At 46.6% G+C, this 26690-nt stretch carries 18 protein-coding genes; 3 read left to right on the top strand and 15 right to left on the bottom strand.

Translation table 11 applies throughout. The annotated features are described in order from the left end of the window. The first annotated feature begins 277 nt into the window (after window positions 1–277). Window positions 278–3451 carry a TonB-dependent receptor gene (locus JUB15_RS11245; protein ID WP_207512558.1) on the top strand — a complete coding sequence of 1058 codons (3174 nt, stop codon included), beginning with the start codon at window positions 278–280 and terminating at the stop codon, window positions 3449–3451. A 102-nt stretch (window positions 3452–3553) separates the two neighbouring features. Here JUB15_RS11245 and JUB15_RS11240 read toward each other — a convergent pair whose 3' ends face one another. Continuing rightward, window positions 3554–4117: a porin family protein gene (locus JUB15_RS11240; protein ID WP_207512557.1), complete on the bottom strand. Its 564-nt coding sequence runs from the start codon at window positions 4115–4117 to the stop codon at window positions 3554–3556. Window positions 4118–4286: 169 nt separating this feature from the next. Between JUB15_RS11240 and JUB15_RS11235 the strand changes: the two genes are divergently transcribed. Beyond that, window positions 4287–4955, top strand: a complete 669-nt coding sequence (locus JUB15_RS11235) for an FAD-binding oxidoreductase (RefSeq protein ID WP_207512556.1) — start codon at window positions 4287–4289, stop codon at window positions 4953–4955. Window positions 4956–5025: 70 nt separating this feature from the next. Here JUB15_RS11235 and JUB15_RS11230 read toward each other — a convergent pair whose 3' ends face one another. The 4 genes from JUB15_RS11230 to JUB15_RS11215 all read right to left on the bottom strand — a co-directional run bounded on the left by JUB15_RS11230 (window position 5026) and on the right by JUB15_RS11215 (window position 13512). Continuing rightward, the gene (locus tag JUB15_RS11230; protein WP_207512555.1) at window positions 5026–5796 is read right to left on the bottom strand and encodes a rhomboid family intramembrane serine protease; all 771 of its coding nucleotides are present in this window, start codon (window positions 5794–5796) and stop codon (window positions 5026–5028) included. A 137-nt stretch (window positions 5797–5933) separates the two neighbouring features. Then, entirely contained in the window at window positions 5934–8498 is a 2565-nt protein-coding gene (locus JUB15_RS11225) for a TonB-dependent receptor (protein WP_207512554.1), read from the bottom strand. A 231-nt stretch (window positions 8499–8729) separates the two neighbouring features. Next, window positions 8730–10286 carry a RagB/SusD family nutrient uptake outer membrane protein gene (locus JUB15_RS11220; protein WP_207512553.1) on the bottom strand — a complete coding sequence of 519 codons (1557 nt, stop codon included), beginning with the start codon at window positions 10284–10286 and terminating at the stop codon, window positions 8730–8732. Between the two features lie 94 nt (window positions 10287–10380). After that, the gene (locus JUB15_RS11215) at window positions 10381–13512 is read right to left on the bottom strand and encodes a SusC/RagA family TonB-linked outer membrane protein (RefSeq protein WP_207512552.1); all 3132 of its coding nucleotides are present in this window, start codon (window positions 13510–13512) and stop codon (window positions 10381–10383) included. Between the two features lie 57 nt (window positions 13513–13569). On the opposite strand from JUB15_RS11215, the gene JUB15_RS11210 reads away from it, so the two are divergent. Next, window positions 13570–13776 carry a hypothetical protein gene (locus JUB15_RS11210; protein ID WP_207512551.1) on the top strand — a complete coding sequence of 69 codons (207 nt, stop codon included), beginning with the start codon at window positions 13570–13572 and terminating at the stop codon, window positions 13774–13776. A 74-nt stretch (window positions 13777–13850) separates the two neighbouring features. Here JUB15_RS11210 and JUB15_RS11205 read toward each other — a convergent pair whose 3' ends face one another. The 10 genes from JUB15_RS11205 to JUB15_RS11160 all read right to left on the bottom strand — a co-directional run bounded on the left by JUB15_RS11205 (window position 13851) and on the right by JUB15_RS11160 (window position 26677). Continuing rightward, window positions 13851–14189 (bottom strand): cupin domain-containing protein, encoded by a 339-nt coding sequence (locus JUB15_RS11205; RefSeq protein WP_207512550.1) that lies wholly within the window; start codon window positions 14187–14189, stop codon window positions 13851–13853. A 97-nt stretch (window positions 14190–14286) separates the two neighbouring features. After that, on the bottom strand, window positions 14287–16206 hold the full coding sequence (gene nagB, locus JUB15_RS11200; protein WP_207512549.1) for a glucosamine-6-phosphate deaminase: 1920 nt from the start codon (window positions 16204–16206) through the stop codon (window positions 14287–14289). Window positions 16207–16388: 182 nt separating this feature from the next. Then, window positions 16389–17324, bottom strand: coding sequence for a DUF4434 domain-containing protein (locus JUB15_RS11195; protein WP_207512548.1), 936 nt, complete (start codon window positions 17322–17324; stop codon window positions 16389–16391). A 9-nt stretch (window positions 17325–17333) separates the two neighbouring features. Then, complete coding sequence (locus JUB15_RS11190) at window positions 17334–18230, bottom strand: alpha/beta hydrolase (protein WP_207512547.1); 897 nt, start codon at window positions 18228–18230, stop codon at window positions 17334–17336. A 121-nt stretch (window positions 18231–18351) separates the two neighbouring features. Then, window positions 18352–19197 (bottom strand): GDSL-type esterase/lipase family protein, encoded by an 846-nt coding sequence (locus JUB15_RS11185; RefSeq protein ID WP_242696306.1) that lies wholly within the window; start codon window positions 19195–19197, stop codon window positions 18352–18354. A gap of 14 nt (window positions 19198–19211) precedes the next feature. Continuing rightward, window positions 19212–19892, bottom strand: a complete 681-nt coding sequence (locus tag JUB15_RS11180; protein ID WP_207512546.1) for a GDSL-type esterase/lipase family protein — start codon at window positions 19890–19892, stop codon at window positions 19212–19214. Continuing rightward, window positions 19889–21751: a sodium:solute symporter family protein gene (locus JUB15_RS11175; protein WP_207512545.1), complete on the bottom strand. Its 1863-nt coding sequence runs from the start codon at window positions 21749–21751 to the stop codon at window positions 19889–19891. Before JUB15_RS11175 ends, JUB15_RS11180 begins: the two co-directional genes overlap by 4 nt. 83 nt (window positions 21752–21834) lie before the next feature. Further along, window positions 21835–23232 (bottom strand): DUF5009 domain-containing protein, encoded by a 1398-nt coding sequence (locus JUB15_RS11170; RefSeq protein WP_207512544.1) that lies wholly within the window; start codon window positions 23230–23232, stop codon window positions 21835–21837. 214 nt (window positions 23233–23446) lie between these two features. Further along, entirely contained in the window at window positions 23447–24853 is a 1407-nt protein-coding gene (locus JUB15_RS11165; RefSeq protein WP_207512543.1) for an alpha amylase family protein, read from the bottom strand. Window positions 24854–24985: 132 nt separating this feature from the next. Then, window positions 24986–26677 carry a DUF5018 domain-containing protein gene (locus tag JUB15_RS11160; protein WP_207512542.1) on the bottom strand — a complete coding sequence of 564 codons (1692 nt, stop codon included), beginning with the start codon at window positions 26675–26677 and terminating at the stop codon, window positions 24986–24988. Between the last annotated feature and the right edge of the window lie 13 nt (window positions 26678–26690).

Here is a 26690-nt window from a genome sequence, read left to right as displayed (position 1 = left end):
CCATTTTATTCATTAGCAGGCCACCGGCTTGCTGTTCCCTACCTGCGTTAATTTAAGATGAAATAAATGTTATCAAATGAATCGCCGTATACAATCGTACAGGCGCACCCTATTTTCGCACGGCAAAAAACTAACTGTTCATGGGAATTCTAATCCTTCAAACTGTAGTACCAACTGATTGCTTTATACGTCTATGGTTTTGAGCGACCAATGTATAGCCTGGCAAAACCCCGCAGAAGCTAAATTTTTCTTATATATATTAAAGTAACCCATCAAAATGAAGAGACCATTCTTTGCAATGCTGTTATGCCTGCTATTGGCAGGCCTGACAGGCAACAAACTAGCTGCACAAACCACGCAGGCTTCCATTATTGGTGTAATTACCGATGAGAACCGTAAACCGGTTCATGGAGCCAGTATTCAGCTGACCAACGAATCAACCGGATTTACAACTGCAACACTCACCAATGCAAAAGGTGAGTACATTTTTAAAGAACTGCCCCTGGGCGGTCCCTACACCATTAAAGCGACGTTTGTTGGCTATGGTGAACAGAAGCGTACCGACTATTCGCTGAACCAGGGTGATCTCTTGCGTGTTAACATTACCATGCAGGTTTCTGCTGCCAGCATGAATGAAGTTACTGTAACCGCTACGGGCCAGCGGAAAAAAACCGAAAACTTTGGCGCCGCAACGTCTGTAACAGCACGCGATATTTCGAGGCTGCCGGTGAATGGCCGTAACTTCACCTCACTGATCGACCTGTCGCCATTAAGCAGTGGCAACAACCTGAGTGGCATGTTGGGTTCTTCAACCAATATAACCATCGATGGCACATCGGCCAAGAACCCCACCAGCAGCAGTGGTACCAATACCCGTATCGGCGGCCCATACGCCATGTCGATGGAAGCCATCCGGGAATTCAAAGTAGTTACCAACCAGTACGATGTTACCTTTGGCCGCAGCGGCGGCGGCACCATCAGCACCGTTACCAAATCGGGCACCAATACATTATCGGGCAGCGCCTTCATGTATTCTCGGGCCGACTGGTTATCGAGCAAGTATGACATGCGTGGCAACCGCCGTTTCAACGACTTCTCTACCAATCAGTATGGTTTTTCAATAGGCGGCCCCATCATCAAGAACAAAGTGCACTTCTTTATTGCCTGGGACCGGCAGGACGATGCCCGGCCTTTACTGATAGCAGATACTCAAACAATTGCTGATCAAAGGCGGTTAGGCATTTCCGGAACTACGCTCAACCGCTTTCTGCAAATTGCCAGAACCAAATATGGCGTGTCTGAGGAAAAGCAGACCGGTTCTTTTGATAAGAAAAGACATACTGATGCCGCCTTCCTGCGGGTAGACTGGCAGTTGAATCAAAAGAACCTGCTAACCCTTCGGAATAACTATGTGAACGACCGCGCACCGCTGGGCCGGGATGACAATACTGCCATCAACCTGTATGAAGTATATGCCGATGCGCACGCCTGGAACAACAGCTTCCTCGCTACCTTGCGTACGGTGGTGAATTCAAAGGTGACCAATGAATTAAAATTACAGCACCTCTATACTTTCGAAGAAAGCACCCCGGGCAGCCAGCTGCCCAAACAAAATATTCCGCGGGCAATTGTAGAACGCATTGAAAGCACCGTGGAAGGGTCTACATTGCGAACCAATATTCAGCTTGGCGGGCAACGGTATTCACCGGAACATTTTTACAACAACGTGTTTCAACTGGTGAATAACCTATACTACAATACAAACAAGTTCAATTATACGTTTGGTACCGACATCCAGTATACGCATATGAACTCTTTGTATGGCAGTGAAATGAACGGCCGCTTTTACTTTGTCGGACTCAATAAATTTGACAGTCTTATCCCCTACCGCTATGCACGGGAAGTGGCATTGGCAGATGACCCCAGCGTAAAACAGAACGTTTTGAACGCGGCATTATACGCCCAGATGAAAACGCAATTAATGCCTGGTCTTGAAATGACAGCCGGTTTACGGGCCGATTACACCAACTACTTCAACAAACCTAACTTTAACCAGCTGGTGTTCGATGAACTGGGACTGGTTACCAACCGCTCACTGGGAACTTTCCAGCTACAACCGCGCATCCAGTTCAATTGGGATATCAATGAAAAACACCGCGATTACGTGCGTTTAGGCGCCGGTGTATTTGGCTCTGATATTAATAACTACGCCATGATCAATAACATGGTGTTCGATGGAACCAAGGTATTGTCGGTAGATATTCAGTCAGGCATTCCAACACCCAATTTCCCCGGCTACCGTAACGACCCGTCTACAGCGCCTGGTAAGGAATTGTTCGATGCAGGCGTTCCCCGTTTGGCCACTATTAATATGAATGGTAAGGACGCACGCATCCCTGTGGTGTATAAAGCCAACCTGTCGTACAGCCGCTTTATCACCAATAACCTGAAAATGGGGGTAACGGTGTATGCAACGCTTGCACGCAACAACTATATGTATGTTGACAAGAACATGGTGGATGCGCCCTACTTTACCTTATCGAATGAAGGCAACCGCGGTGTATACGTGCCTGCAAACACCATCAATCCCACCAACGGCGTAGCTGACTGGATGAAAGGCCGTAAAAGCACTAACGTAGGCCGTGTACTGGAACTGAACAGCGAAGGCAAAATAAACCAGTTTGCTTTTGTAGTAGATGGAACCTGGCGTTATTTCAGAGATGGAGAAATTTCCTGGAGCTATACCTGGAACGATTCCAAAGACAATACCTCTTATAACGGCGACGTAGCCAATACCGCTACATTATCGCTGATGGTGAATGATGATCCCCGCAACCTGAGCAGGATGTCTTACTCCGACGGACAGTTCAGACATAAAGTGGTATTCTATGGTACATTGCCAACTTTCTATGGCATTAGTGTAGGTGTACGTTATTCAGGCATTGGCGGCACCCGCTATTCCTTAGCCGTAGACGGAAATGTGAATGGCGATTTCGTAGCTTCCAATGACCTCGCTTACATCTTCGATGTCAACGATGTCAAGGTAGCAGAGAAATACCGCACCGGTATAAACAGCATTCTGAATAATCCCAATGCCAGCAAGAGCCTGAAGACCTATCTGCGAAAAAGCATGGGCGGCATTGCTGAACGAAATGGTGGCATCAACCGTTTTAATGGCGTATGGGATGTTCGGGTAGCTAAAAAATTCAACGTATGGAAAAAGCAATACATTGAATTATCCGGCGACATTTTCAACCTGGAAAACCTGCTTAACAAAAGCTGGGGCGCCAGTAAAAACCTGGGCAAACAGAACATCTATTCCCTTGACCCCGCGAGCGGATTTGATGTAGCCACCCAAAATTACAATTACAGGGTAAACGCCAACTCAGGTGTTATTACACCAGGCGGTAATCCCTGGCAGATACAGGTAGGTATCCGCTATGGTTTTTAATAAGTAACACACTACATAAAGCAGCGGCGCAGCCGGCAGAAATTATTCTGCAAAGCTGCGCCGCTTTCATTTAAAGTTTAGCTTTTTGAAATTAAAAAAACACTAGTGATGTTTGAACTGATAAAAAAGCCCGAACTGCCAAACGCGGTTCTGCCAATCGGTAGTATTACTTTTAGTTACATCGGTAAGCCCCAGATTGTAACGCGCATCCACACCTAAACCGTTGCGGCCGACAAAGCCCGCGCCAAAGCTCCAGGAAAAATCGGCATTGCTCAGGTTGTCAACATCCGTTTCTACGTCTCCTCTTTCCCACTCAGAAGTAGTTAATATACCCAACTGCGGACCGGTTTGTATTCTAAAACCATTGCCAAACATGTACTGTGCCAATACAGGTACATTAACATAATTCAATTTCAGTTTGTCGTTCCCGAATTTAGCACCTTGCGTGCTGTACATGATCTCGGGTTGAATGGCAAATACGCGGGTTACATGAATATGGGCCAAAGCGCCAACATGAAATCCGGTTTTGGCATCAACATCATTATCAGCGGCGTCATTATTCAGGTTTGCAAAATTTACACCGCCTTTAATACCATACTCAACATGCTGCGCAATGGCAGCGTTGATCAGCAGTAACAACACTGCTGAAAAAATGATCCTCTTCATAAAGCTGGTTTAATTTAACAATACACCTTACTTATTGCAAACCCGGTACCAGCATTGTTTTGCAAACATACCATGCTTGTAAATTATTGAATAATAGATTCTTCGCACTGTGGAAATAATTGGGGCTGAATGATTTTAATTGGTAGATTGCTGCTTAAACAACTGTTTCATGGAATCGCATATTGTTAAAATTATTGCCATTCAACAGGTAACACACGATGTTAAAAGCTTTCGCGTTGAAAAACCAACCGGTTATAACTTTGTTCCGGGACAGGCGACAGAAATAGCCATCAACCAACCGGGCTGGCAGGAAGAAAGGCGGCCTTTTACTTTTACATCATTAGCCCATGAGCCTACACTTGAACTTACGATAAAGCAATATGCCGATCACAAAGGTGTTACTCAGAAGCTTCATCAACTGGTGGCAGGCGATGAGATCATCCTGCATGATGTGTGGGGCGCCATTGAATACAAAGGCCCCGGTTATTTTATTGCCGGTGGCGCCGGCATCACGCCGTTTATTGCGATCCTCCGGCAATTGCATCGCGACAACCAGCTCGCTGGCAACACGCTGTTCTTTTCGAACAAAACAGCCGCTGATGTTATTTATGAAGACGAATTGACAGGCATGATGGGCAGCAACGCACAATACATTTTAAGCCGCGAGCGTAAAACGGGTTATGAGTTTGGCATCATCAATATCGAGTTCCTGCGTTCACACGTAACCGATTTCAACAAACATTTTTATGTGTGCGGTCCTGACAAAATGATCACAGATATTAATGCTATTCTGGAAAAACTGGGTGCACAGCCGGATCTGGTGGTATTTGAAAAGTAAATCGCAAATTTTGATTTTTGGATTTGAGATTTCATAAATCCGAATATCTCGAAATCGAGAAATCTGGAAATCAGATCCAGCCCCTCCTGGAAGCCGCTCTTCGCCGGGCCAGAAAATCTTTGGCAAATGTGCCTATCAGTAGCAATCCGGCTATAAACCCGCCAATGTGAGCCGCATAGGCTACACCACCTGCTTCTTCGCCGCCCAATGCACCTAAACCATTCATAACCTGGAAAGCGAACCAGATACCCACCGCAATAAATGCCGGCACCGTAAGAATGATAAAGAAGATCCAGAGGTGGATGCCTTTGCCGGGAAACAATCGCAGGTAAGCGCCTAACATGCCCGATATGGCGCCCGAAGCGCCCAGGCTGGGTATCAACAGATTTTGTCCGAAGATCGCGGTGCTGAACACATGGCTTAAACCCGCGAGCACACCGCACAATAAATAAAATAAAAGATATTTCAGATGGCCTAATGCGTCTTCAATATTATCACCGAAGATCCACAGGTAAAGCATGTTACCAGCCAGGTGGGCAAGGCCGCCATGCATGAACATGGAAGTGATCAATGTAAAGAAAACCGGAATATTGGTTACCTCCAATCCCGGTATCTTGTACCGTTCCCCATCATACGGGTTCACCGCAATCTTAGAATCGGTTACAATATCATGACCGGTTAATATTTCGGCTGGCACTGTGGAATAGGCAAAGGTAACCTGGTCGTTCAGGCCCAGCCCCTGCCAGTACACATATGCAAAAATATTCAACGCTATAAGGAGGTAATTGACGACAGGTATACTTTTCCTGTCCCGGTTGTCATCTCCAATGGGAAAGACCATATTTTTTAATCAAAAATAGGCAAAAGATATACCCGTTTGCCAGTTACCGGATACCGGTTTCCGGACCTTGAACCTTAAAACTGCAGGCAACTGGTAACCTGTCATTTGCTACTCATTCCCAGCACAACATTCAACATTTAAAAAGAATAAGAAAGTGTGGTATAATAAAAACCGCCGATTTGCGGGCCGCCCAAGATGGAATAATAATAATGGTTCAGCACATTGGTTGCGCCCAGCTTCACCTGCAGCTGCGGATTGATAAAAGAACATTGCACCATAACATCGGCATTGAAAATAGCCGGCACATTTCCATTGATCAGAAACGATTGCCAGTAAAAAGCTGGCTGGTACCTGGCGGTCAGGTTACATCCAAGCGACTTATATACGTTCTTTGCCCTGATGCCGGCATTCACCATCCATTTGGGCGTATTAAAACCATCTTCCAGTCCGTCGCTGGTATTTGTTTTTTTCAGGGTTTGATAACTGGCATTGCCCCATACAACATATTGTTTATTGATCATGTACAACAGCTCGATGGCGGCGCCATAATTATGTACGATGGTCTTTGAATTGGTCCACAGGCGGTAGCGGGCCTGTTTATTCCTGTCATACAAATACGCAGGCATCCGGGCGCTGTCAGTAGTATTGGGAACACTGACTTCTATCTGGGCGATGAAATTAGAATACAAATTGTAGTACAGGTCGGCATCAACCGACAGCCGGTTATTCATCAGCAAGGACCTGTACCCCGCTTCAAACGAATGCATTTGTTCAGGCTCCAAATATGAATATGTATTACGTTGCAATAGTCCTTTGTTGTTTTCAATGGCAGCTGCCTGACTTACACCCTGGTTATTTACATCCTTATTTACTGCGGCGGTAAAAGCATCGATAGAACTCTTTAACCAGGAATTCTCAAAAATGCCATCGGACATCACTTTCAATCCGCCTACCCGTTTTACCCCACCACTGTTTATATTGGAAAATCCTTCAAAAATGCTGGGAAAGCGATAACCATTCTGATAAGAAAAGCGAATAGCGTTATTGCGGGCCACCTCATATACAGCCGTCAGGCGCGGATTCCATTTAAGATCAAAATATTCGTAACCGGTGCCACGCAATACCACACTGAGCTGTAATCGCTCGTGTAGCAATTTTTTAGCAGCCTGCACATAGAAGCCATAGCTGGTATAATTTAAATCAGCAGCTGAATCAGTTGGATTGATAAAATAATTTCCATCCGGCACAATGATATAATCCCTGAAATCGGCGCCTATTTTCAGGTCATAATTTGTGTGCAATAATTTCCCCAGGTCAAGGGCCGCTTCTGTATGCACCAGGTGCGCCTTTACTTTTAAAGCGGCACCAATATCCCAATTGTTAATTTCCTGTAATGCTTTCAGCTTATCTTTAAAAGCACCGCTACCAGGCTGCCAACGCCCTTCATCTGCCGCCGCTCTTGCCTGTTGGTGGGCATCTGCTACGTTGGCATTGGCAGTTATAGCATTGTTATAGGCATTTGTATGATCCAGAAACCAGTTGTTATTGTCCTTAAAATTCACATCCATATTTTCGGCTATAGAACGCAGGTTATAGGAATGACCTGTATTCTCTGAATTTATGTAAGCCCGTGCCTGTACAAGCTCATTCTTGAATTGAACGATATGCTGCTGCAACCAGTAATCCTGCAAACGAAAACGGTTCGACCGTTGATAGATGTTATTTAAAAAAGCGGTGCGATAGGTATATGAGAGGGTCGTTCCTGCTGATGGACGGAAATATAGTGAAACATCTCCTTTGACATTCCGGAGCCGGTAATCCGCTACCTCGCGTTCGTTATACCCAGTGCGCGCCACTACATAGTTCTTTCCACCCAATGAAAGTGTTCGGCGGTTGCTGCTTTCATTGCCATACCCGTTCACTGCATCGTAAGCCGGATTATCAGTACCCACTAAACCGGTGGTTTCATTTGCCATTGGATTCAGGTCGCCGCGGTTATCGGCGATCCAGTCATAACCACGGTTATAACCGGCATTAATTTTAATGGCCCATTGCTTACCAACTACTTTCGCCCAGCGAATGCTGGTCTCATTATACAGTTGGGCAGCCACCTCATTGGGATCGTTCACATGATTAATGGCTACCTGCTGTTGTATACTGAATCCCTGCGTGGTAAACGGATCTTTAGTAGTAAAGTTGGCCAGTCCATTCGTAGCGTTCATGCCATATAAAGCAGAAGCCACGCCCTGAATGACTTCAACATGATCGATATCCAGATCGCCGGGTGACAAAGCATTGGCAATGGGTGCGCCAATATGTGGGCTTTGGTTATCGATATTGTCGATCATTTGCACAAACCGCACATTCGTTGTATTGGAAAATCCACGGGTGTTAATGATCCTGAAGCCCATGCCGGGTACGATCATGTGAACGCCTTTCATGCTGGCTATGGCATCAAAGAATCCGGGTGCAGCAGTTTGTTGTATTTGAGATGAACTTAGTTTTGAAATGCTCACAGGGGCCGTCAACTGCTTTTCCTGTAGGCGGGAAGCCGAGATCACGATCTCCTGCAATAGCTGCACTTTATGAGCCGTATCTGTTGGCGGCTGGCTTTCCTGGGCAACACCGGCAATGGGAAAGTACAGGCATAACACGCCATATAATATTTTTCCAACAGATGAGGCCCGCTGATCGAAAAGCATACCTGTAAGCAGTTGAATCGTTATTTCTTTGAATATACAACGCTACAAATATAGGGGATTCCTGCCTGTTTGTTGGTACACTTTTTTTCCCTGTATAAAAGGAAAAATCCACAGTTTACAGATATAAGAAGTAAGAGGTAAGAAGCAGGATGTATGAACAATCCTAAACTTCTTACCTCTTTATTCTTTTACTTCCGACTTCTGTCACTCCGACTTCCGACTTCGTTCTTCTTACTGCGGATATCCGGTATTTTGCGTAAGATCAATATTCAATTCTCTTTCCGATTGCGGAATGGGATAAAGCAACCGGTTCTGATCTACCTGGTAGGAAGACGCCGGTAAGTAAGTGTACAATTGCTTCAGTTGGGCACCATGCGCATTCATCACTTCTACCGCCTTGCCGGTACGTACCAGGTCGTGCCAGCGGTGATTTTCAAATGCCAGCTCTATCCTTCTTTCATGTGCAATGATGTCGGTCAATGCGGTTTGATCGGTCGTTGTTATATTATGGGTAGCATTGCCGAAGCCCCGGGCGCGCACTTTATTCAGCGGCGCCAGTGCTTCAGCGGGTTTTCCCTGCAAATTTCTTGCTTCGGCCAGCAACAACAGGGCATCGGCATAGCGGTATACCGGCCAGTTATCATTGGTATTGTTAGGATTCGTATGCAGGTTCAGGTACTTCTTAATGTATGGTACGCCTACCCTGCCGGCTGCCGGTTTATAATTCAGGATGCTTTTGTTAGCAGTAAATGTGAACAGGTTACTTGCATTATAAGTTCCCTCTGCCATTGCTATGGAAGCATCTTTGCGAAGGGTATCACCAGGTTCATAGGCGTCGATGAGATCTTTGGTAGGCGTATTCCAGCCACCGATACCACTGTTATCGGTCTTAACGCCGGTTATTAAAGTAGTATTCTGCGAGCGGGGCAGGAACAGGTAAATGAAATTACTTTGCTGTCCACCCTGCAAACCTTCCAGGTATTGTATCTCAAAGATGGATTCCCTGCTGTTCTTATTGTTCGTTGAAAATACATCGGCGTATTTGGGCAGCAGATCGTAGCCCATTCCGGCCAGGGAATTAAGCAAGGTTTCCGCTTCCGCATAATGCTGCTGCGTCATATACACTTCCGCCAGCAACATAGTGGCCGCCCCTTTGGTAGCCTGGCCTGATTGTTTACCGGATACAAAAACCGGATTGCTCAGTCGGGCAATAGCGTCTTTTGCGTCATCGATGATCTGCGCATATACTTCTGCTGCAGAAGAACGCGGCAGGAAAGACTGTTCCGCTTCTGTAACCTCATGTATAAACAGGGGCACGCCGCCGAAGTATCGTACCAGTTTAAAGAAGTTGAAGGCCCGCAGGAATTTTGCCTGGCCTACAATGTCATTTTTTGCTGCATCACTGAGTGTGCCGCCATCAATGCGGTCCAGAATGATATTTGCCCGGGAAATGCCTTTGAAGCAATGAAAATACACGGCATTGCTATAGCTGTTGGAAGGGTCGTCGGTGAAATCAGCAATATTCTCGCGCATGGTATAGGCGGTACCCCGGTTGATCTGGTAATACTCATAATGCGTATTATCTGATCTCATTTCATTAGTATAGAAATCATTTTCAAAAAGGTCGCGCAGGGGCGTATAAGCGGCCGTCAGCGCCATCCTGAATTGCGCTTCCGTTTTATAGAAATTAGGCTCGCCGATCTGATCTTCGGGCGCCAGCTCGATAAAATCTTTTTTACAGGATATAACGGTCAGGGCCAGTACCGCTATCATAAATATCTTGTTCATAATTCTGTTTTATAGTGACCAGGATGAATTATTCAGAGATCAAGGTGTGCCACACTTCCCCGGTGTATTGAAAAAGCGGGGCACACTTTCTAGATTATTTAAAGCTTGTTGATAAACCGATCGCAAAGACTCTCGGAACCGGATAGGCATTCTCATCGATACCTATACCGTAGCCATTCAATCCGTTGAGACTGATCTCCGGATTGATACCAGAGTATTTTGTCAGGATCAAAGCGTTTTGGATGGAACCAAATACGCGAAGGCTTTTGAATGCCGTATTTCCCTTCAGCGGTATGGAATAGCCGAGCGCAATATTCTTTACCGCTAAATACGAACCGTCTTCAACCCACTGGCTGTTCACCGAACGGCCTATAGCTGTTGTACCGGTCTTTGTCCTGGGATATACGCCTGACCCGGGATTCTCGGGTGACCGCCAGCGATCCTTTACGGCAGCCAACAAACCACGGGCGCCATCGAGGTTCGTGAGATAAGCCCATTTGGAAGGATTCAGGATCTTACCGCCATAGGAGCCTGCTACTGTTATCGACAGATCAAAATTCTTATAGCTTAACTGATGACTGGTACCAAAAAGAAAATCGGGATTGGGGTTGCCGATAAAAGTACGGTCGCTTTCATTGATCACTTTATCGGGCGTTACGTCTTTCATTTTGATGGTACCTACGTCGGAGGCAGAACCGTATTTAGGTGAATTGGCCAGGTCCTCTGCATCTTTATACAAGCCATCAAAAACAAATCCGTAAAATTCACCCAGCGCATGTCCCTCCTGGTTCCTGTAGTAATCGGAAGTAATGGTATTGTTCCGGCGGATGAAACCGGGGGCCAACAGTTTTTTTATCTTGTTGCGGTCGAACGTCATATTAACAGAAGCGTTCCAGGTCACCTTACCGGTAAGGATCGCGCCACTCAGCGTGAACTCGTGCCCCCAGAATTCCAGGATGCCCACATTGGAAGAAACACTGGTATAACCAGATGCGCGGGGAATGGGCCTGTCCTGGATCAGCCCATCGGATAATTTGTGATAATAGTCGTAGGTGAACGAAAGGCGGTTATTGAAAAGAGTAAGATCAACACCTATGTCGAATTGTTTGTTACGCTCCCATTGAAGGCCGGGGTTTTGCAGGGTAGCAATGGTGGCTCCTGATACCAGGGCGCCATTAAATACATAATTACTATAGGCTACCTGAGGAATACTGGTATAATTACCGATATTATTGTTTCCGGTGATACCGTAGCTGGCGCGCAATTTTAGAAAGCTGAAGGTACGGAACCTTTCCATGAAGTTCTCATTGCTGATAACCCAGCCGGCCGAGATGGAAGGAAAATTACCGTATTTAGTATTAACACCAAAGCGCGAAGAACCATCGCGACGTATAGCTCCTGACAGCAGGTATTTACCCCTAAAATTATAATTCAACCTTCCGATTGTAGAAACGAGTGAATAAGCCGTAGCGTTACTGGCGCCGGAGGTGATGGAAGTGGCTGCACTCAGGAACTGCACATCATCACTGGGAAAATTGGTACCGTTTATTGCATTGCTCTCCTGTTCAAACTGCTGCGCTGAATAACCGGCCAGCAACTCGATATGATGATCGTTAAATAATGTTTTTGAATAGTTGAGGGTGGCCTCGGTGGTCCAGGAATAATTGTCAACGGAACTGCTGGTACCGGTGGCAATATTCGTTGTGGAAATGCTGGCAGGCGAATAACGGCTGCGGGTTTCTGCGCCTTTGTCCACTGCCAGGTAACCCTTTATGCTCAGGCCCTTCAATAACTCATAATTCACATACGCATTTCCCAGGATCCTGGTCGTTTTGTAATCATCCTTTATTTGCGTGAATTGCGCATAGGGGTTTACATTCGCGACCATCCCGGGTGAATGTACATAAAGCGGCATATTGCCGTTACTGTCTACGGGAGCTATTAACGGACTGGCCTCTACGATCTTTTCAATCAGGTTGTTAACACCTTCTGTTCCCAGGCGGTTATTGTGATCTAAACGATAGCTGGGCGCTATGCCAAATCCAATTTTCAATTTATTATTCACCAGGGTAAAGTCCTGGTTATAGCGCAAGGAGAATAATTTGGTACCTGTGTTCAGGATCACGCCCTGCTGGTCCTGGTAACCGGCCATCACTGTAGAAGAAGATCTGCCGGTAGCGGAAGAAACAGTGAGATCATAGTTTTGAATTGGCGCATTACGCGTTAATACATCAAACCAGTTGGTACCATCGCCATACCGCTCGGGGTTCTGGTATACAGGATTCAACGTACCGGTAAATCCTTCATATTTTACCCGGTCTTCATAATATTCATTCTGAAACTCGGCAAATTCGCGGGCGGTCATCATATCGGGCCTCCCTTTTTTAGGGATCACCTGGCTGCCGTAAAATGTGTTGAACTCCACTTTGGCATCACCGGCTTTAGCATGTTTGGTAGTGATCAGCACTACGCCATTGGCTGCCCTGGAACCATATAAGGAGCTGGCAGCAGCGTCTTTCAGGATGGTAAAGCTCTCTATTTCCGAGGGATTGATATTATTGATACTACCGGTGATGGGAATTCCATCCACTACAAATAATGGTTGGTTATCTGAAGCAAAAGAAGCAGCGCCGCGAATGCGGAATTCCATACCACGGCCGGGTGTTCCACTGTTCTGGCCCACCTGTACGCCTGCTACTTTTCCCTGCAGTTGTTGGGCAAACTGTCCTACCGGCATATCCTGCAATTCAGCCGCATTCTGTTGTACGATAGAACCAGTCACTTCCTGCTTACGTTGTTTACCATAGCTCACCACGACCACTTCAAGATCCGCAGCATTTGCTTTCAACACAATGGAGATCGTTTCTTCTTTTTGCGGATCAAAATTTTCTTTGCGCACCACCTGCGTTACATACCCGATATGCGAAATGGTAAAAATATAAGTGCCTTTAACGCCGGGATTATCGAATGTAAATGCCCCTTTTTTTGTAGTTACGGCGGAGCGCTTGAGATCGCCTGCCTCATTCTTCATGTCGATGGTCACTCCTTCAAGGGGTTCGCCCTTTTCATTCTCTACCACCCCTTTGATCGCCGGGTTCGCGTTCTGCGCGAGTACGGGCAAAACCAGCAAGACATGTAAAAGCACCGGCAATAACCAGCTTACTATCAACCGGCCTTTTGTAAAGGGCATGGCACACCCTTTCACTACGTTGTAGCGTTGTGTCATTTTACTTAATATTTAATGAATGAGATTTCCGAATAAAACCCGTAACCAGTTTCTTTGATGTTCGATCGTATAATACGGATACACGTTATCCTGTTCCTTACAACCAGGAACTATGCGTTCATTGCAGTGCCTGTTACCCGTTTAAAGGCAAGGCCATTCTATAATACGGGTGTTCGGGTAATTACCACCAGTGCCGCCAACGTTAATTTTTATATTACTGATGGCAGGGGCATACCTGTAAAAATATCTGTAAGAAAAAAATAGCAGTGTTATCTTATGATGAAGATATTGTAAGCTTGTAAAATACAGCAGGAGCTGCGGCAAACAGCCGGCTATTACTATTTCAGAAAGTCTTCCCGGTGCGGGGAAAACACATCCACGAGCATACCTGCTTCGAGGCACACACAGCCATGAATGATATTTGGCGGTACGTAATAACCATCGCCCTTGCGAATGATCTTTTTCTCATTACCAATGGTCATTTCAAATACACCGCTTTCTACATAGGTTGCCTGTGAATGCGGGTGCTGATGCAGCGCTCCGATACCGCCCTTCTCAAATTTGGCCTTCACCAGCATTACGCGGTCATCATAACCATAGATCTGCCGTTGAATGCCACCACCTACATCTTCCCAGGGGATATCCTGCTCAAACTGGAACTCGCTGCTTTGGATCATAGTCATCTTTTTTATGCAGCTAAAATAAGGATATCCTTTACAATAAAAAAGGTGAGCGCCCTTTACAAGAGCACCCACCCGTTGCATTTATAGAACACTAATATTCCCAGCGTACAAATGCTTCCATAGCCGCATACTCTGCCAACCCTAACTGATTATACAAGCCAGCAGTGGCCTTATTACGTTCCTCGGCGCGCTGCCAGAATTCCCGGCTGTCGCTGCCCTGGAACACCACCCCATCTTTTTGCGACTGGTGTTTAAATATACCGCCCCGCTTTTTCAATACCTGGTCTGGGCTCAGAGGCACGGCCATTTCAATCTGGTGAATATCCCATTCAGCCCAGGCGCCTTTGTACAACCACAGCCAGCAATCTTTCATATAAGATTTATGCTTTAACCGTTTCATGGCTTCCAGTATGGCATCGAGGCAAACCTTGTGCGTACCATGCGGATCGGCCAGGTCACCGGCAGCATATACCTGGTGCGGCTGCACTCTTTCTATCAGTTCCATTATTATAACGTAATCTTCCTCACTCAACGGTTTCTTTTCTACCAGTCCGGTTTCATAAAAGGGCATATTCAGAAAATGTACCTGATCATCGGGCACACCGGTATAACGGCACGTATTCAGCGCTTCGCCCCGGCGAATGAGTCCTTTTACGTAACGCAGCTCATCAATATCCTTCTCGCCTTTTGCTTTTGATCTCAGAAAACGGGCTGCTTTTTCATACAACGCCACGCTTTCTTTATTGGCAACGCCGAATTGCTGGTTGAAATCGGTCACAAACTGCATAAAGCGAAAGGCCTCATCATCGGCCACCGCAATGTTTCCGGATGTTTGGTAAGCTACATGCACTTCATGTCCCTGATCGACCAGGCGCTGAAAAGTTCCGCCCATGGAAATAATATCATCATCGGGGTGCGGACTGAATAACAATATTCGCTTTTTATGTGGTAGAGCGCGCTCAGGACGATTCGTATCATCGGCATTGGGTTTACCACCCGGCCAGCCGGTAATGGTATGCTGCAGCCAGTTGAAGACATCTATATTGATATCGTATGCCTGTCCGTATAAAGCCAGCAGTTCGCTCAATCCATTTTCGTTATAGTCGTTATTCGTGAGTTTCAGGATCGGTTTGTTCACTGTGAGCGCCAGGTGGGTCACTGCTTTTTTGATCATGCCCCGGTCCCACACCACATTATCAGTTAACCAAGGCGCTTTGTTGCGGGTCAACTCCAGGGCGCAGGCATCGTCTAATACGAATTTCACGTTGGGATGTGCCTGCAGATAGGACGCCGGCACCAGCTCGGTGACGGGACCTTCAACCGACTGTTGTATGATACCGGCTTTCGTTTCACCCCAGGCCAGCAAAACGATCCTGCGGGCTTTCAGGATGGTGCTGACGCCCATGGTAATGGCTTTTTTAGGCACATTGATAGTGCCGCCAAATTCTGGTGCTGCATCGAGCCGGGTACTGATATCAAGGGTTATCAGCCGGGTAACAGAACTGTTGTGCGAACCGGGTTCATTGAAACCGATATGCCCGTTACGGCCAATGCCCAGCAACTGAAAATCGATACCACCGGCTTCCTCTATCCTTCTTTCATATTGTTCACAATAAGCTTTTACCAGTTCCTGCGGCAGGCTGCCATCAGGAATATGGCAATCCTGCTGATCGATGTCTATATGATCGAATAAATTTTCTTTCATGAACCGCTTATAGCTTTGCCAGGCGGTTGGCTGCATGGGATAATACTCATCGAGGTTAAAGGCAATGACGTTGTGAAAACTCAAACCTTCCTCGCGGTGTAAACGGATCAGTTCTTTATATACTTTTTTTGGGGTAGAACCGGTTGCCAATCCCAATACGGCACGCTGACCTTTGGCCTGTTTCTCCCTGATGAGCGCCGCTATTTCCTGCGCTACCTGTACAGATGCTTCCGCTGCGGTTGCATATTGTTCTACCTGGATCTTTTCAAAACTTACTGTTCGTTTTTTTAATGCTGTGGTTATCATAGAACGTTATTGTTAAAAGGATTGGCCTGATTACTTTTGAAAGCGATACCGGTTACCAGTCACCGGTTGCCGGTCACCGGTTACCAGTTACCGGTTGCCAGTTACCGGTTTATCCGCTCCCGTTTTTGGATATCAGCTGTTTCAACCTTATCAACCAGTTAACCAGTTAACGGGTCAACTGGTCAACCAGTCACCGAGATATACTCCCGATATCGATTGTACAAATGTCCCGCCTGCAGATACGCGGACTGCGGACTCATAAAATGAGAAAACTCAAATGTAATGGCCTTATCATAACCGGCCCGCTTTGCTGCTTCCAGCTTCAGGCGCAGCTTTTCGAATTTAATGGGCAGAAATTTTATCGGCATGTCACGGTCGAAAGATTCGGCATTCGTCCAGCATTGGAGCCCGAAACGGTCGGCCATTTTCTTGTTGATGGCGAAGAAATCATCCAGCTCATGGTAATCGATGTGGCCATCCTGGAAGGCGACTGCATCCACGGCGCCCTGTACACCCGCAAAGATCTCGCTCCACTCCTGCTCATGTTCTTTTAGAGAGACGGCTTCTTCTTTGGTCAGTGAAGCAGACGCGGCCATGACCGCTTTCTTCCCATCTATCCAGGGCGAAATAAGTGTGGGCAATCCATTACTTGCCTGTTTGCATTGCAACCCCAACGTTTTAAAAGCTTCGGTAGCCCCTTTTGTTTTACGGCTGATCTCCATACTCAGGTACCAGCCTTTAAAACTTTTATACTGTCCGTATTTTTTCCATACTTCATCAATCACAAAACGGTTGCTGTCAATTTCATGCTGCATATTACCGGTGTCCCAGTACTTACCGCTGTCGTATAAACCAAAGTAGAAGTTCATACCCAGTTCGTCAGACAATTGCAGGAACAGCTCCACCAGGTCAACCGGCGGCTGGTAGCAACCGTATTCTTTTATCAAATAAGCCGAAGGATAGGTAATGAACCGGCGGTAACCACTGCGGATCAAAATGACGGTATCGATACCAATGGCTTTCATGTATTCAAAATCACGACGCCATTCTGCGGCGCCCCAGTTCTGATGAGGGATGTCGTGACTGATCTCATCAATAAAAGTTCCCGTTATCTTCATAATACCTGCTTATTTTTTTGGTTGGTCGTTTCTTTTAACCACCAGATGTGCTGCTTTTACTTTTTGTTTAACGGCCTGTTGCATAAAGCTGTCCATCTCGGTAAACTTGCGGAACATATAACTACTCACTTCATGTCCACTTCCTTCATAGGAGTACAATACCACCGGCCATTTTCTTTTATACATTTCCTCGTACAGGGTCCGGGCGCCAAACATGATCATCCACCCGGGATCAACTGCTTTACAAAAGCGATGGGCCGCTGTTGCATAGGGCACCAGCTGGTCGTTGGTTCCATGCATCATAAACACAGGTACGGGTGCATGTGCATACACGGTATTGATGTCGAGCACGGCGCCGGCAAATGACAGCACTCCGGCATAGCGGAATGTCCTGTACAGGTTGTAGGCAGTATCATTCTTGCGGGTAAATGGATTAAATACCAGGTTCAACACGGCTTCTGCACCGGCACTGCTGCCTGCAAGAAACAGTTTTGAGGTATCTACCTGCAGCTCGCCGGCATGGTTTATTAAATAAGCCGTTGCATCGCGTCCATCTTCCACGCCTTGCCGGATGGCTTTTAATTTTTCGGGCAATACCATATCGCACCCAAAACTTTTCCCTTTCAGGTACAAGCGGTATTTGATCACAAATACATTGTAGCCTAATTTGTTCAATCCTTCGGCCATGGGACGCTGGTTCTCCGGATCACCACCGGTAAAGGCGCCGCCATGAATGAACAATACCGACATGCCATTGGCTTTTGCCGTTGGCTTGTACCAGTCGAACCATAAGGTGCTGGTATCTTTTACTGCATACGTTATACGTACTGGTTTTTGCGCCTGCCCTGCCACCTGCAGGCTTCCGAGTAAGAATAACAGGATCGAATATAGCTTTACTTTGAACATATACTGATTTTATAACTTCTTGCCTCAGACATCCGACTTCTCACTTACTACCAACTTCTGATTTCCGGCTTCCGACTTCTATCTGCTACCGTGTCACCGTTTGGATCCGTGCCAGGGCAACTTATAAATAGTTCTTCTTCTTAAGAAAATCCACCCACAACACATAAGCCGCAGGTCTAAGATGAATGCCATCCATGGTAAGCTCTTTCTTCAGATCACCATTGGCATCGGCAAAGATATCATGCAGGTTGATATACGGTAAATGATATTGTTCCGCCACCTGTTTTATACCTCTATTCAATTGCAGGATGCTGTCTTTCTTATTTTTCAGGTAGGCCGGAGTTGTCATTGGCTCATTCAGGGGCAATACACTCTGGAGATATATTTTTGTTTTCGGCGTAAAAGCGGTAAGATACCTGATGATGCGATGATAGTTATTAATGATCACTTCTTTTGGCAATCCGCGGCTGAGGTCATTAATGCCGATCAACAGAAAGATCTTCTTTGGTTTTGCTTTTACCACTCCTTCCAGTCTGGCCAGTACGCCGAACGTATTATCGCCACCAATGCCCCGGTTCATAACGGGTTGCCCCGGCAGTAACTCGCTCCAGGCGCCCCGTTCGCTAATACTGTTCCCTAAAAATACAATGGCATTTTTCGGCGGGGTCAATGTATTGAACAATTCCATGCGACCCTGGTAGTAGGCATTGTTGTAGTTGCTGTCGATCTTTTTTGAGCCTTCCTGTGCAAAAGATGCCAACGTACTTAAAACGAGTACCGTTGATCGGCAAACGGCAAAGGTGAAACGTGAAACGGCTGCCGACAATCTACAATTCCGGTTCGGCCGGGTCATCAGGGCAGGGACAATTGCCAATCGCGAAATGCCCCTGAGCACAGTTATCCGTGACACGGTTTTAGTTGACCGGCAACCGGTAACCGGTACCCGGCACGTGAAACTTCTTACCATAAATAAACTATGTTTTATAAGTATCCTTTTTTCTTTAAGTATGCAGCCCAGGCCAGGTATCCCGCCGGTTTGCAATGCAATCCATCCGTTGTATACGCTGTGCGCATTTGTCCTTTTTCATCGATAAATACTTCATGGTACAGGTCAATGAACGGACAATTATATTTCTGCGCTACCTGTTTCAATCCTTCGTTCAGTTGTTGGATCTTTTCATTGCTGATCTTTGCATAGATATTCGCCAGCATGGGCTCCGCCACCGGTAATACGCTTTGCAGGTACAGGGTTGTTTTTGGCAATGTCTTTTTTAGGGTAGCGGTAATGCGATCATAGTTACGGATAATATATTCAACGGGTACGCCGCGTTTAAGATCGTTTACGCCAATCAGTAAAAAGATCTTTGCCGGTTTCAACTGGCCGACCTGGTGAAGGCGGGCAAGTACGCCCCAGGAATTATCACCACTGATGCCGCGGTTGACTACATTAATGCCGGGCAACACTTCGCTCCAGGGCCCTGCTTCTGTGATACTGTTTCCAAGAAATACGACCGGCTTTGGAGCAGGATGTAACTGCTCGAAGAATTTCATCCGTTCTACATAGTAATTGTTGGCGTAACTGCTGTCAACCGGTTCGGTTTGTGCCGATGCTGTAGCCAATGCAGCCACCATCGATAGTAAAAGAATCATCCCTTTTTTCATGCAGCTGTAATTTTAAGTCTGTCGTACCAGGTAAATTTTAAAATGATCATACAGGTCAGCCATATACCCATAGCCATAAAGCCATAATTGAAATAGCCGAACACAAAGAATACAGGCATGATGACCATGCTCATCTGCCAGCAAATACCCACCAGCACATTCAGCATATCCCATTTAAACTGGCGATTGGGTTCAAATGCAGGTTCCACCTTTTTTACCCATTGTAAGACGGGGTTCCAAAAGCCCCAGGGTTTTGTATTGGTATAGAACTTTTGCAGTACCTGTTTATCTGGCATGGGTGTTAACAAACAACCAATGATACTGGCCGCCATCGAAAGCACCAGGATGATGAAGAAAGAGATCAGTGTACCGATACCGCTGCCAAACAACTCTTGATAATTGGTAAAATACGCAGAGCTTAACCAGGCCATCAGTTTCGGTACAAAGGTGGCCGATAATAATCCGGCCAGCATACCGGCGAAATAACCATAACCATTAAAGCGCCACCAGATCCATTTCAATACGTTGGCGGCTGCATAACCTCCATACAGGGCCGATGATATCCATAACGTGAGGGAGCTGAGGGAGTCGGCGAACAACCCGAAAAAACATCCGATGGCAATGATTGTTACCGATGTTAAATAACTGCACTTCACATAATGGCGGGGCGGTTCGTTTGGTCGGAAATATTTTTTATAGAAGTCATTTACCAGGTAAGCAGGCGCTGCATTTACAAAGGCTGAGAAGGTGCTCATAAAAGATGCCAGCAAACCGGCGAGCACAATACCACGAATACCTGCGGGCAGATAATTACTAACCACCTGGCTGAGGATCACTTCAAAATCGGGTCTTGTTTGTCCCTGCAATACGGGCATGAAGGAATTGAATGCGATCAGGGTCAGTGCGCTCACCATCATAAACAGCGGAATATACAATACGAGGTTGGTGAAGCCACTCAGCTTGGCTGCTTCCCACGGCTTTTTGGCGCTGAGGATGCGTTGCATATCGAAGCCGGGCACAGGCCCTGCCAGACTTGCGAATATTCCCTTGCCGATCATCATGAGCACCAGGGCGCCAAACCAGGTGAAGCCATCTTCTGCTATTTTATCATTGGCTTGCGGAAATGTATTACCCCAGCTTACATCCAGCTTCCATTGCGGCCAGAACGAAGCCCAGCCATCAGGCAACTGTTGGTGCAGCTGATCGTAATTAATTCCTTTTACTGCAAAAATCACGACGAGTATGCAACTAACCACCAGAATGCCATATTGCAACACCTCGGTAGCTACCACACTGTACATCCCTCCTTTTACGGTATATAATGTAGTTAAGGTAACAATGATGAAGGCATAGGTTTGTTCATTGGTGAATACAGAATTGGTAAGGTCCCAGGGCAGAATGCCCGCGGCAAATTTGCCGATACCTACAAAGACATACCCTATAAAACCGATCACACTGACGATAGCAAAGATCACCACGATCATGTGCGCCAGGCGGCCGCTGCTGTCGTCACCAAAACGTTTGATGATCCAGTCGGCGCCGGTGAGGGCATTACTTCGCCGGATCCATACGGCCAGGAATACCATTACGAAGATCTGGTTCCAGATGGGCCATAACCAGGGCAGCCAGGCGGCTTTAAATCCATAAATAAAGAGTAACGCTACATAAAACGCCGTACCGCTTACATCGAACATGCCACTGCTGTTACTGAATCCCAGCCAATACCATTTGATATTGTTATCGCCGAGGAAGTACGACTGCATGTTCTTCGAGGCTTTCTTCGAGATCCAGAATCCGAGGCCAATGATCACCACCAGGTACAGAATAATGATCACTACGTCAATAGTCGATAGATTCATTTGAAAATAATATTTGTTGTTTGGCCAGATGCCCGCCGGATGACCGGCCGGACGGGCTGCGGTCTACTACGATCGATTGCTTTTTACGTTTTCCAAAACCATCCCTTTTTTGTGAATGCCACCGTTACCAGGGATACGATACCGGTGAACAGAAAGCCACTCAACACACCACCGGGTACATTCTTTTGCATATTTACATACAACGAATATCCGCCACTCAGGTGCAGGAGCGGCAACAATAACAAATTACCGGTTACATACGCTACCATGGGGTTTTTGCCATTGTGGCTGAAATATTCAACCAGTGGCGCACCCATCTTTGTTAATTGTAACCCGTGAAAAGCCATTAACATAAAAAAGGCAAGTCCCGCAGTAACAAAATAATAGCTGAATGTAGAAGGGTCTTTTTTGATGCCGCCTTCCCAGGCTTCAAAAAAAAGTCCCAGCAATAACAAATAAGTACCAGCTTTAAAGAACCTGTGTATCAGGGAAGTGTGTTCCTGTTGTATTTTCTGTAGGATAAAATAACCGGCGCCGCAACAGCCAATTGTAAGGAGAACATTTATTGTTGTATGGCGGTCAAACAGCAATATAACATTCGCTGCTATAATAATGAACGATATGGCGGCAATAATTTTCAGGTTTGCCGGCGGCAAGCCCTGCCCTGCTTTCTTTGTACCGGCATCTGCCGCCAACCAGTCGCCAGCCAGGGTGCCGGGGATGATAATGAACAAATACTTCAGATGATAGAACTTGTATATCCAGGGCGCCGGCGACCATTGAAACACGCGTTCGTTCCACGTACCGGGAAATTGGGCGCCCAGGAAGATCGCCAAAACAAAGGGCAGTAAACCGATCCGCAGCCATGGCCGGCTGCGGGTGAACCACCAGATGACCGTACCGAACAAGGCCATATTCGCCAGCACAATAATGATGATATCGCTGCGGTACAAAGAAAATCCTTTACCGTCTTTGAAAGGCAACAGCAATAACAGCAAACCGGCGCCCGCAAAAGCAGCTACTTTAATTACCAGCCACTTTGTTTTTTGTGCTGTTCCGGCCGGACTATACCACTGAAAGAACAACAATACAAAAGCGGCGACCGATAATCCATGATGCCAGGCGGCGGGCTCGCCACTCATTACTGCACTGCGCGCATGCACCGTGAACAGCGCAAAGAACACCAACGCCATAAACCGGCGTGCCGCAGTGTACAGCACGGCGGCTGCGCTTTTTCCTTCCTTTACTTTTTTATGTAAAGCCAGTGGAATAGCTGCTCCCATGCTGAACAGGAAAAAAGGAAATACGAGGTCTACCCAGGTGATGCCAGGCAACCCGGGATTGAACGCATGCGAAGGCGGCGGGGTTTGCGCATGGTACATCCAGCCAGGCAAAACGCCAAAGGCAATGCTGCTTGACAATACCATTGCGAGTATTGCAGCCCCTCGTAACGCATCAAGACTTTTGTTTCTTTCGTTCATAGCTCGTGAATGGGCAGAAGGCAGAAAACAGTTTAAAGTTCACGGTTTAAAGTTCACAGTTCATTAGTTATTGAGTTTGTAAGTTATTCAGTTCGTAAATTCATGAGTTGAAAACCAGTAACGAGTTTAACTGAAAAACTCAAGAACTGATTAACTTAATAACTTACAAACTCGTTGACTTTATCAACTTTATCACCTCTATCAACTCATCAACTTACTTTTTAATACCCTCAGCAATGGCATCCCACAGCGGCTGTTTCAACATATTGGTTTCGGGTGCATAGGCATGTACCACATCAAACAACATGATGCCGCCAGATGTATTGTTAAGAATATATTTGATGGCCCGGGTAATTTCTGATTTAGAGGACCACGACAGGTTACCCATATCGATACTGCCATATAATGGCACTTTATTTTTGGTAACGTATTTGATGCCGTTCAAAGATCCTTCTATGCTCCACCAATGGTATTTGAGGTTGGCGGTAGCCGAATTCTCCGATAGCATGATCTGGGTGAAGTAGTTGCCGGTCATCAGGATATCCAGCTGCTCGGCATAACCGGTCTCATTATATTTTGGATAAGCCCAGTCAAAGCGGATGGCCTGATCGCTGAAAGGATCATACTCCTGGCTCGCCCAGTTCACGCCCACCTGGTAATAGCTACCATACCAGGCGCCCACATACACACCAAAACTGATGTTGGGCTTAATGGCTTTTACCGCAGCACGCGCCCGTTTGAAGAAATCATAGATGACCGATGACCGGTACAACAGCCATTTCTGGTAATACTTACCGGTGGTATTGGGCAGCACTACCCCGCTGCTCGTTTTCCAGGAAGCCACAATATCACCGGGGAATTTCATAGTAGCGGCGCCGGCATCGTTGAACCTTTCTTTGAGGAACTCGATAAACTTCGCTTTGCTGAAGTCGGAGAAATCGGCATAGATATCTGCATAACGGGCATAGTCGAGTATGATGCCGTCTACATTGTATTTGGTGGCTATCTCTTTTACAATATTCAACGCCCGCTCCTGTACTGCTGGTTGCGCCGGATTCACAAAGCCATTGCGGCCCGTACTGGTGATAGGCACCCGGTTGCCGTTCACATCACAAACGATGGATTCATAATCAGACCTGAAAGCTGCATCGTCATACAGGGTACCCATACCGCGGCTGGCATCGCCTTCTACAAAAGTTACGGTTGAGGCATAGATCTTGAAATTCCGCTTATGCGCTTCCCTGATCATGAACTCCACGTAATCTACATTCGGCGTAAAGCTGATGCCGCCAATGGAGGTATACTGTTTGGCATAAGCGCTCGGATACATGGTGTACCCGGCACTTCCTTTTACATCCAGCACCAGTCCGGTAACCCCTACGTTCTGCATCGTATCCATCACCAGCTTGATCTTGTTGGTATCATTGAAGCGGCCGCTGTTGCTGTACACGTTCGCCCGGCAATCGATCCATACCAGCACATTCCGGTGCCGCGCGGTATCAAGTTTGGTTGAATCGCTTCCACCGGTACCACCCCCACCGGGTGAACTGCTCTTTTTACAGGACAAGGTCAATGACAGCACCAACGCTGCCAATACAATTACAGGCACGTGTAGTTTCATCTGATAGTAATTAGTTGATTATAGGATCCGTTTTCATAGCAGAGTAGATCTATTTCTGATTTCGAGATTTTGAGATTTTGAGATTTTGAGATTTTGAGATTTAAATCCCGAAATCAGAAATCTCAAAATCTCCTAAGGGGCATATTTGGTGAACTCGTATGCCATTATACCGCCATTGGTCAGCAACATATACACACATACCCTTTCCCGGTCTTCTGAATACACCGAGCAAATATCACCGGCTCCATTGCCATTGGCGCTGGCCGTAAGGTCATTGGCATCGGGTGAGGCAAATACTCTGAATTCGTTAAACCCAGCCGCCGTTGAGGTAAGACCAATATTGGATGTTTTAGTAACATCGAACAGGCTCATGCCGGCTTTGCTGCTGGTACCGTTGGTAAACCGCACGATCGCCAGGTAATTGGCATTATTGAAATGGAAATACTCCATAGGCATATGGTTCATTCCAATCACTGACGATTCGGATGTGAAGGCCACGGCACGGCTGTTGCCTGAACCATTTACCAGGGCTATTTCAGCCGCATAGTTTATGAAGTAGTTGCCATTCGCGGCTGTGGATACCGGTTGGGCTTCTGCATAAAATGACCAGGTAGTACCACCAGTTACCGATTGGTAGGCCAGCGGCACAGGCGTATTGCTTACCAGCACGCCATTTTCAATCCGCCAGTTGTACACAATATTCGATACCCCTGCGGTAGCCGCCAGTACGGCATTCTTGTTTACATCGCCATAAACATTTATCCTTCTGCCCACACCGCCGTCACCGGTTATGCCGGTGGGGTTGTTATTGGTCCATTGGATCAATTTCACCGGACTGGCATCAAACGGATCATTGTATTTATATACATAGAAAGTTGCATTCTTCGGCGCCCAGGAGGTAACGAGGATATGACCAGCCGAATCATTGGCAATGGCAAAACTCCGCAGTGGACCGGGCGGCGCTACCATATCCTGCACATAGGCGCCGGTTCTTCGATCGTATATTTTATAAGTAGAATTGGGTGTTGTGCTTAATGACAATACCAGGTAATTGCCACTGATGGCCATCGAGCGGTTATTATCATTAGTGGTAAAGCCGGTTATTTCAGAGGCGCCTTTTTTCCATAACAGGCGGCTGATGCCCACACCATAGTCGAGCTTTACCGGCTCTACCGACCTGAGTGTATAATTCTTTTTAGTACCGTCATTGCCGGTTACAGTAAAAGGTACATCCTGTGTGAGGTTAATAACAGTGCCATTGGCAATGGAGGGTGCTGCATGCGGACTCATAGTCGTTGTCAATGCTGCCTGCGATACATCGAGACCGGGCACTACATAAAATTTCACTTCGCCGGTGGTATTATCAACTACCCCTTCCAGTGATTGCTGGGCGCCATTGTCATTAAATGTAATGACCGCCGTACGCAATAACACATCGGCCACATTTTTAACCACCAGCACATAATTACTGGTTTCACCTGTACCGGCTGTAACTGTTAATTGTACAGGCTCGCGTACGTCCATCAGGTTGCCCAGCTGCGGCGACATGGTGGCATCCTGCGGAATGGTGGACCTGAAAATTATTTTCGACAGATCGGTTGGGTTATCAGAGTCGGCCGGATAGAAATATGGGACCTCAAAGTAAATGGTATCGTTGCTATACCGTGGCTCAAATAACCTGATGCCGCCATTGCCTTCAACAGTGGCATAGATATCACTGAGCAGTTTTCCGCTTTGCCGGGGAACGGCATCTACTTTACGGCAGGAGGAAACCAAAGAACCAGCCAAAGTGAATACTATTATATTAGAGATTATATTCTTCATTTGTCATTATTTA

Source organism: Longitalea luteola, from assembly GCF_017356035.1.
Lineage (GTDB): Bacteria > Bacteroidota > Bacteroidia > Chitinophagales > Chitinophagaceae > Niastella > Niastella luteola.
This window is presented reverse-complemented; position numbering and strand designations above follow the sequence as displayed.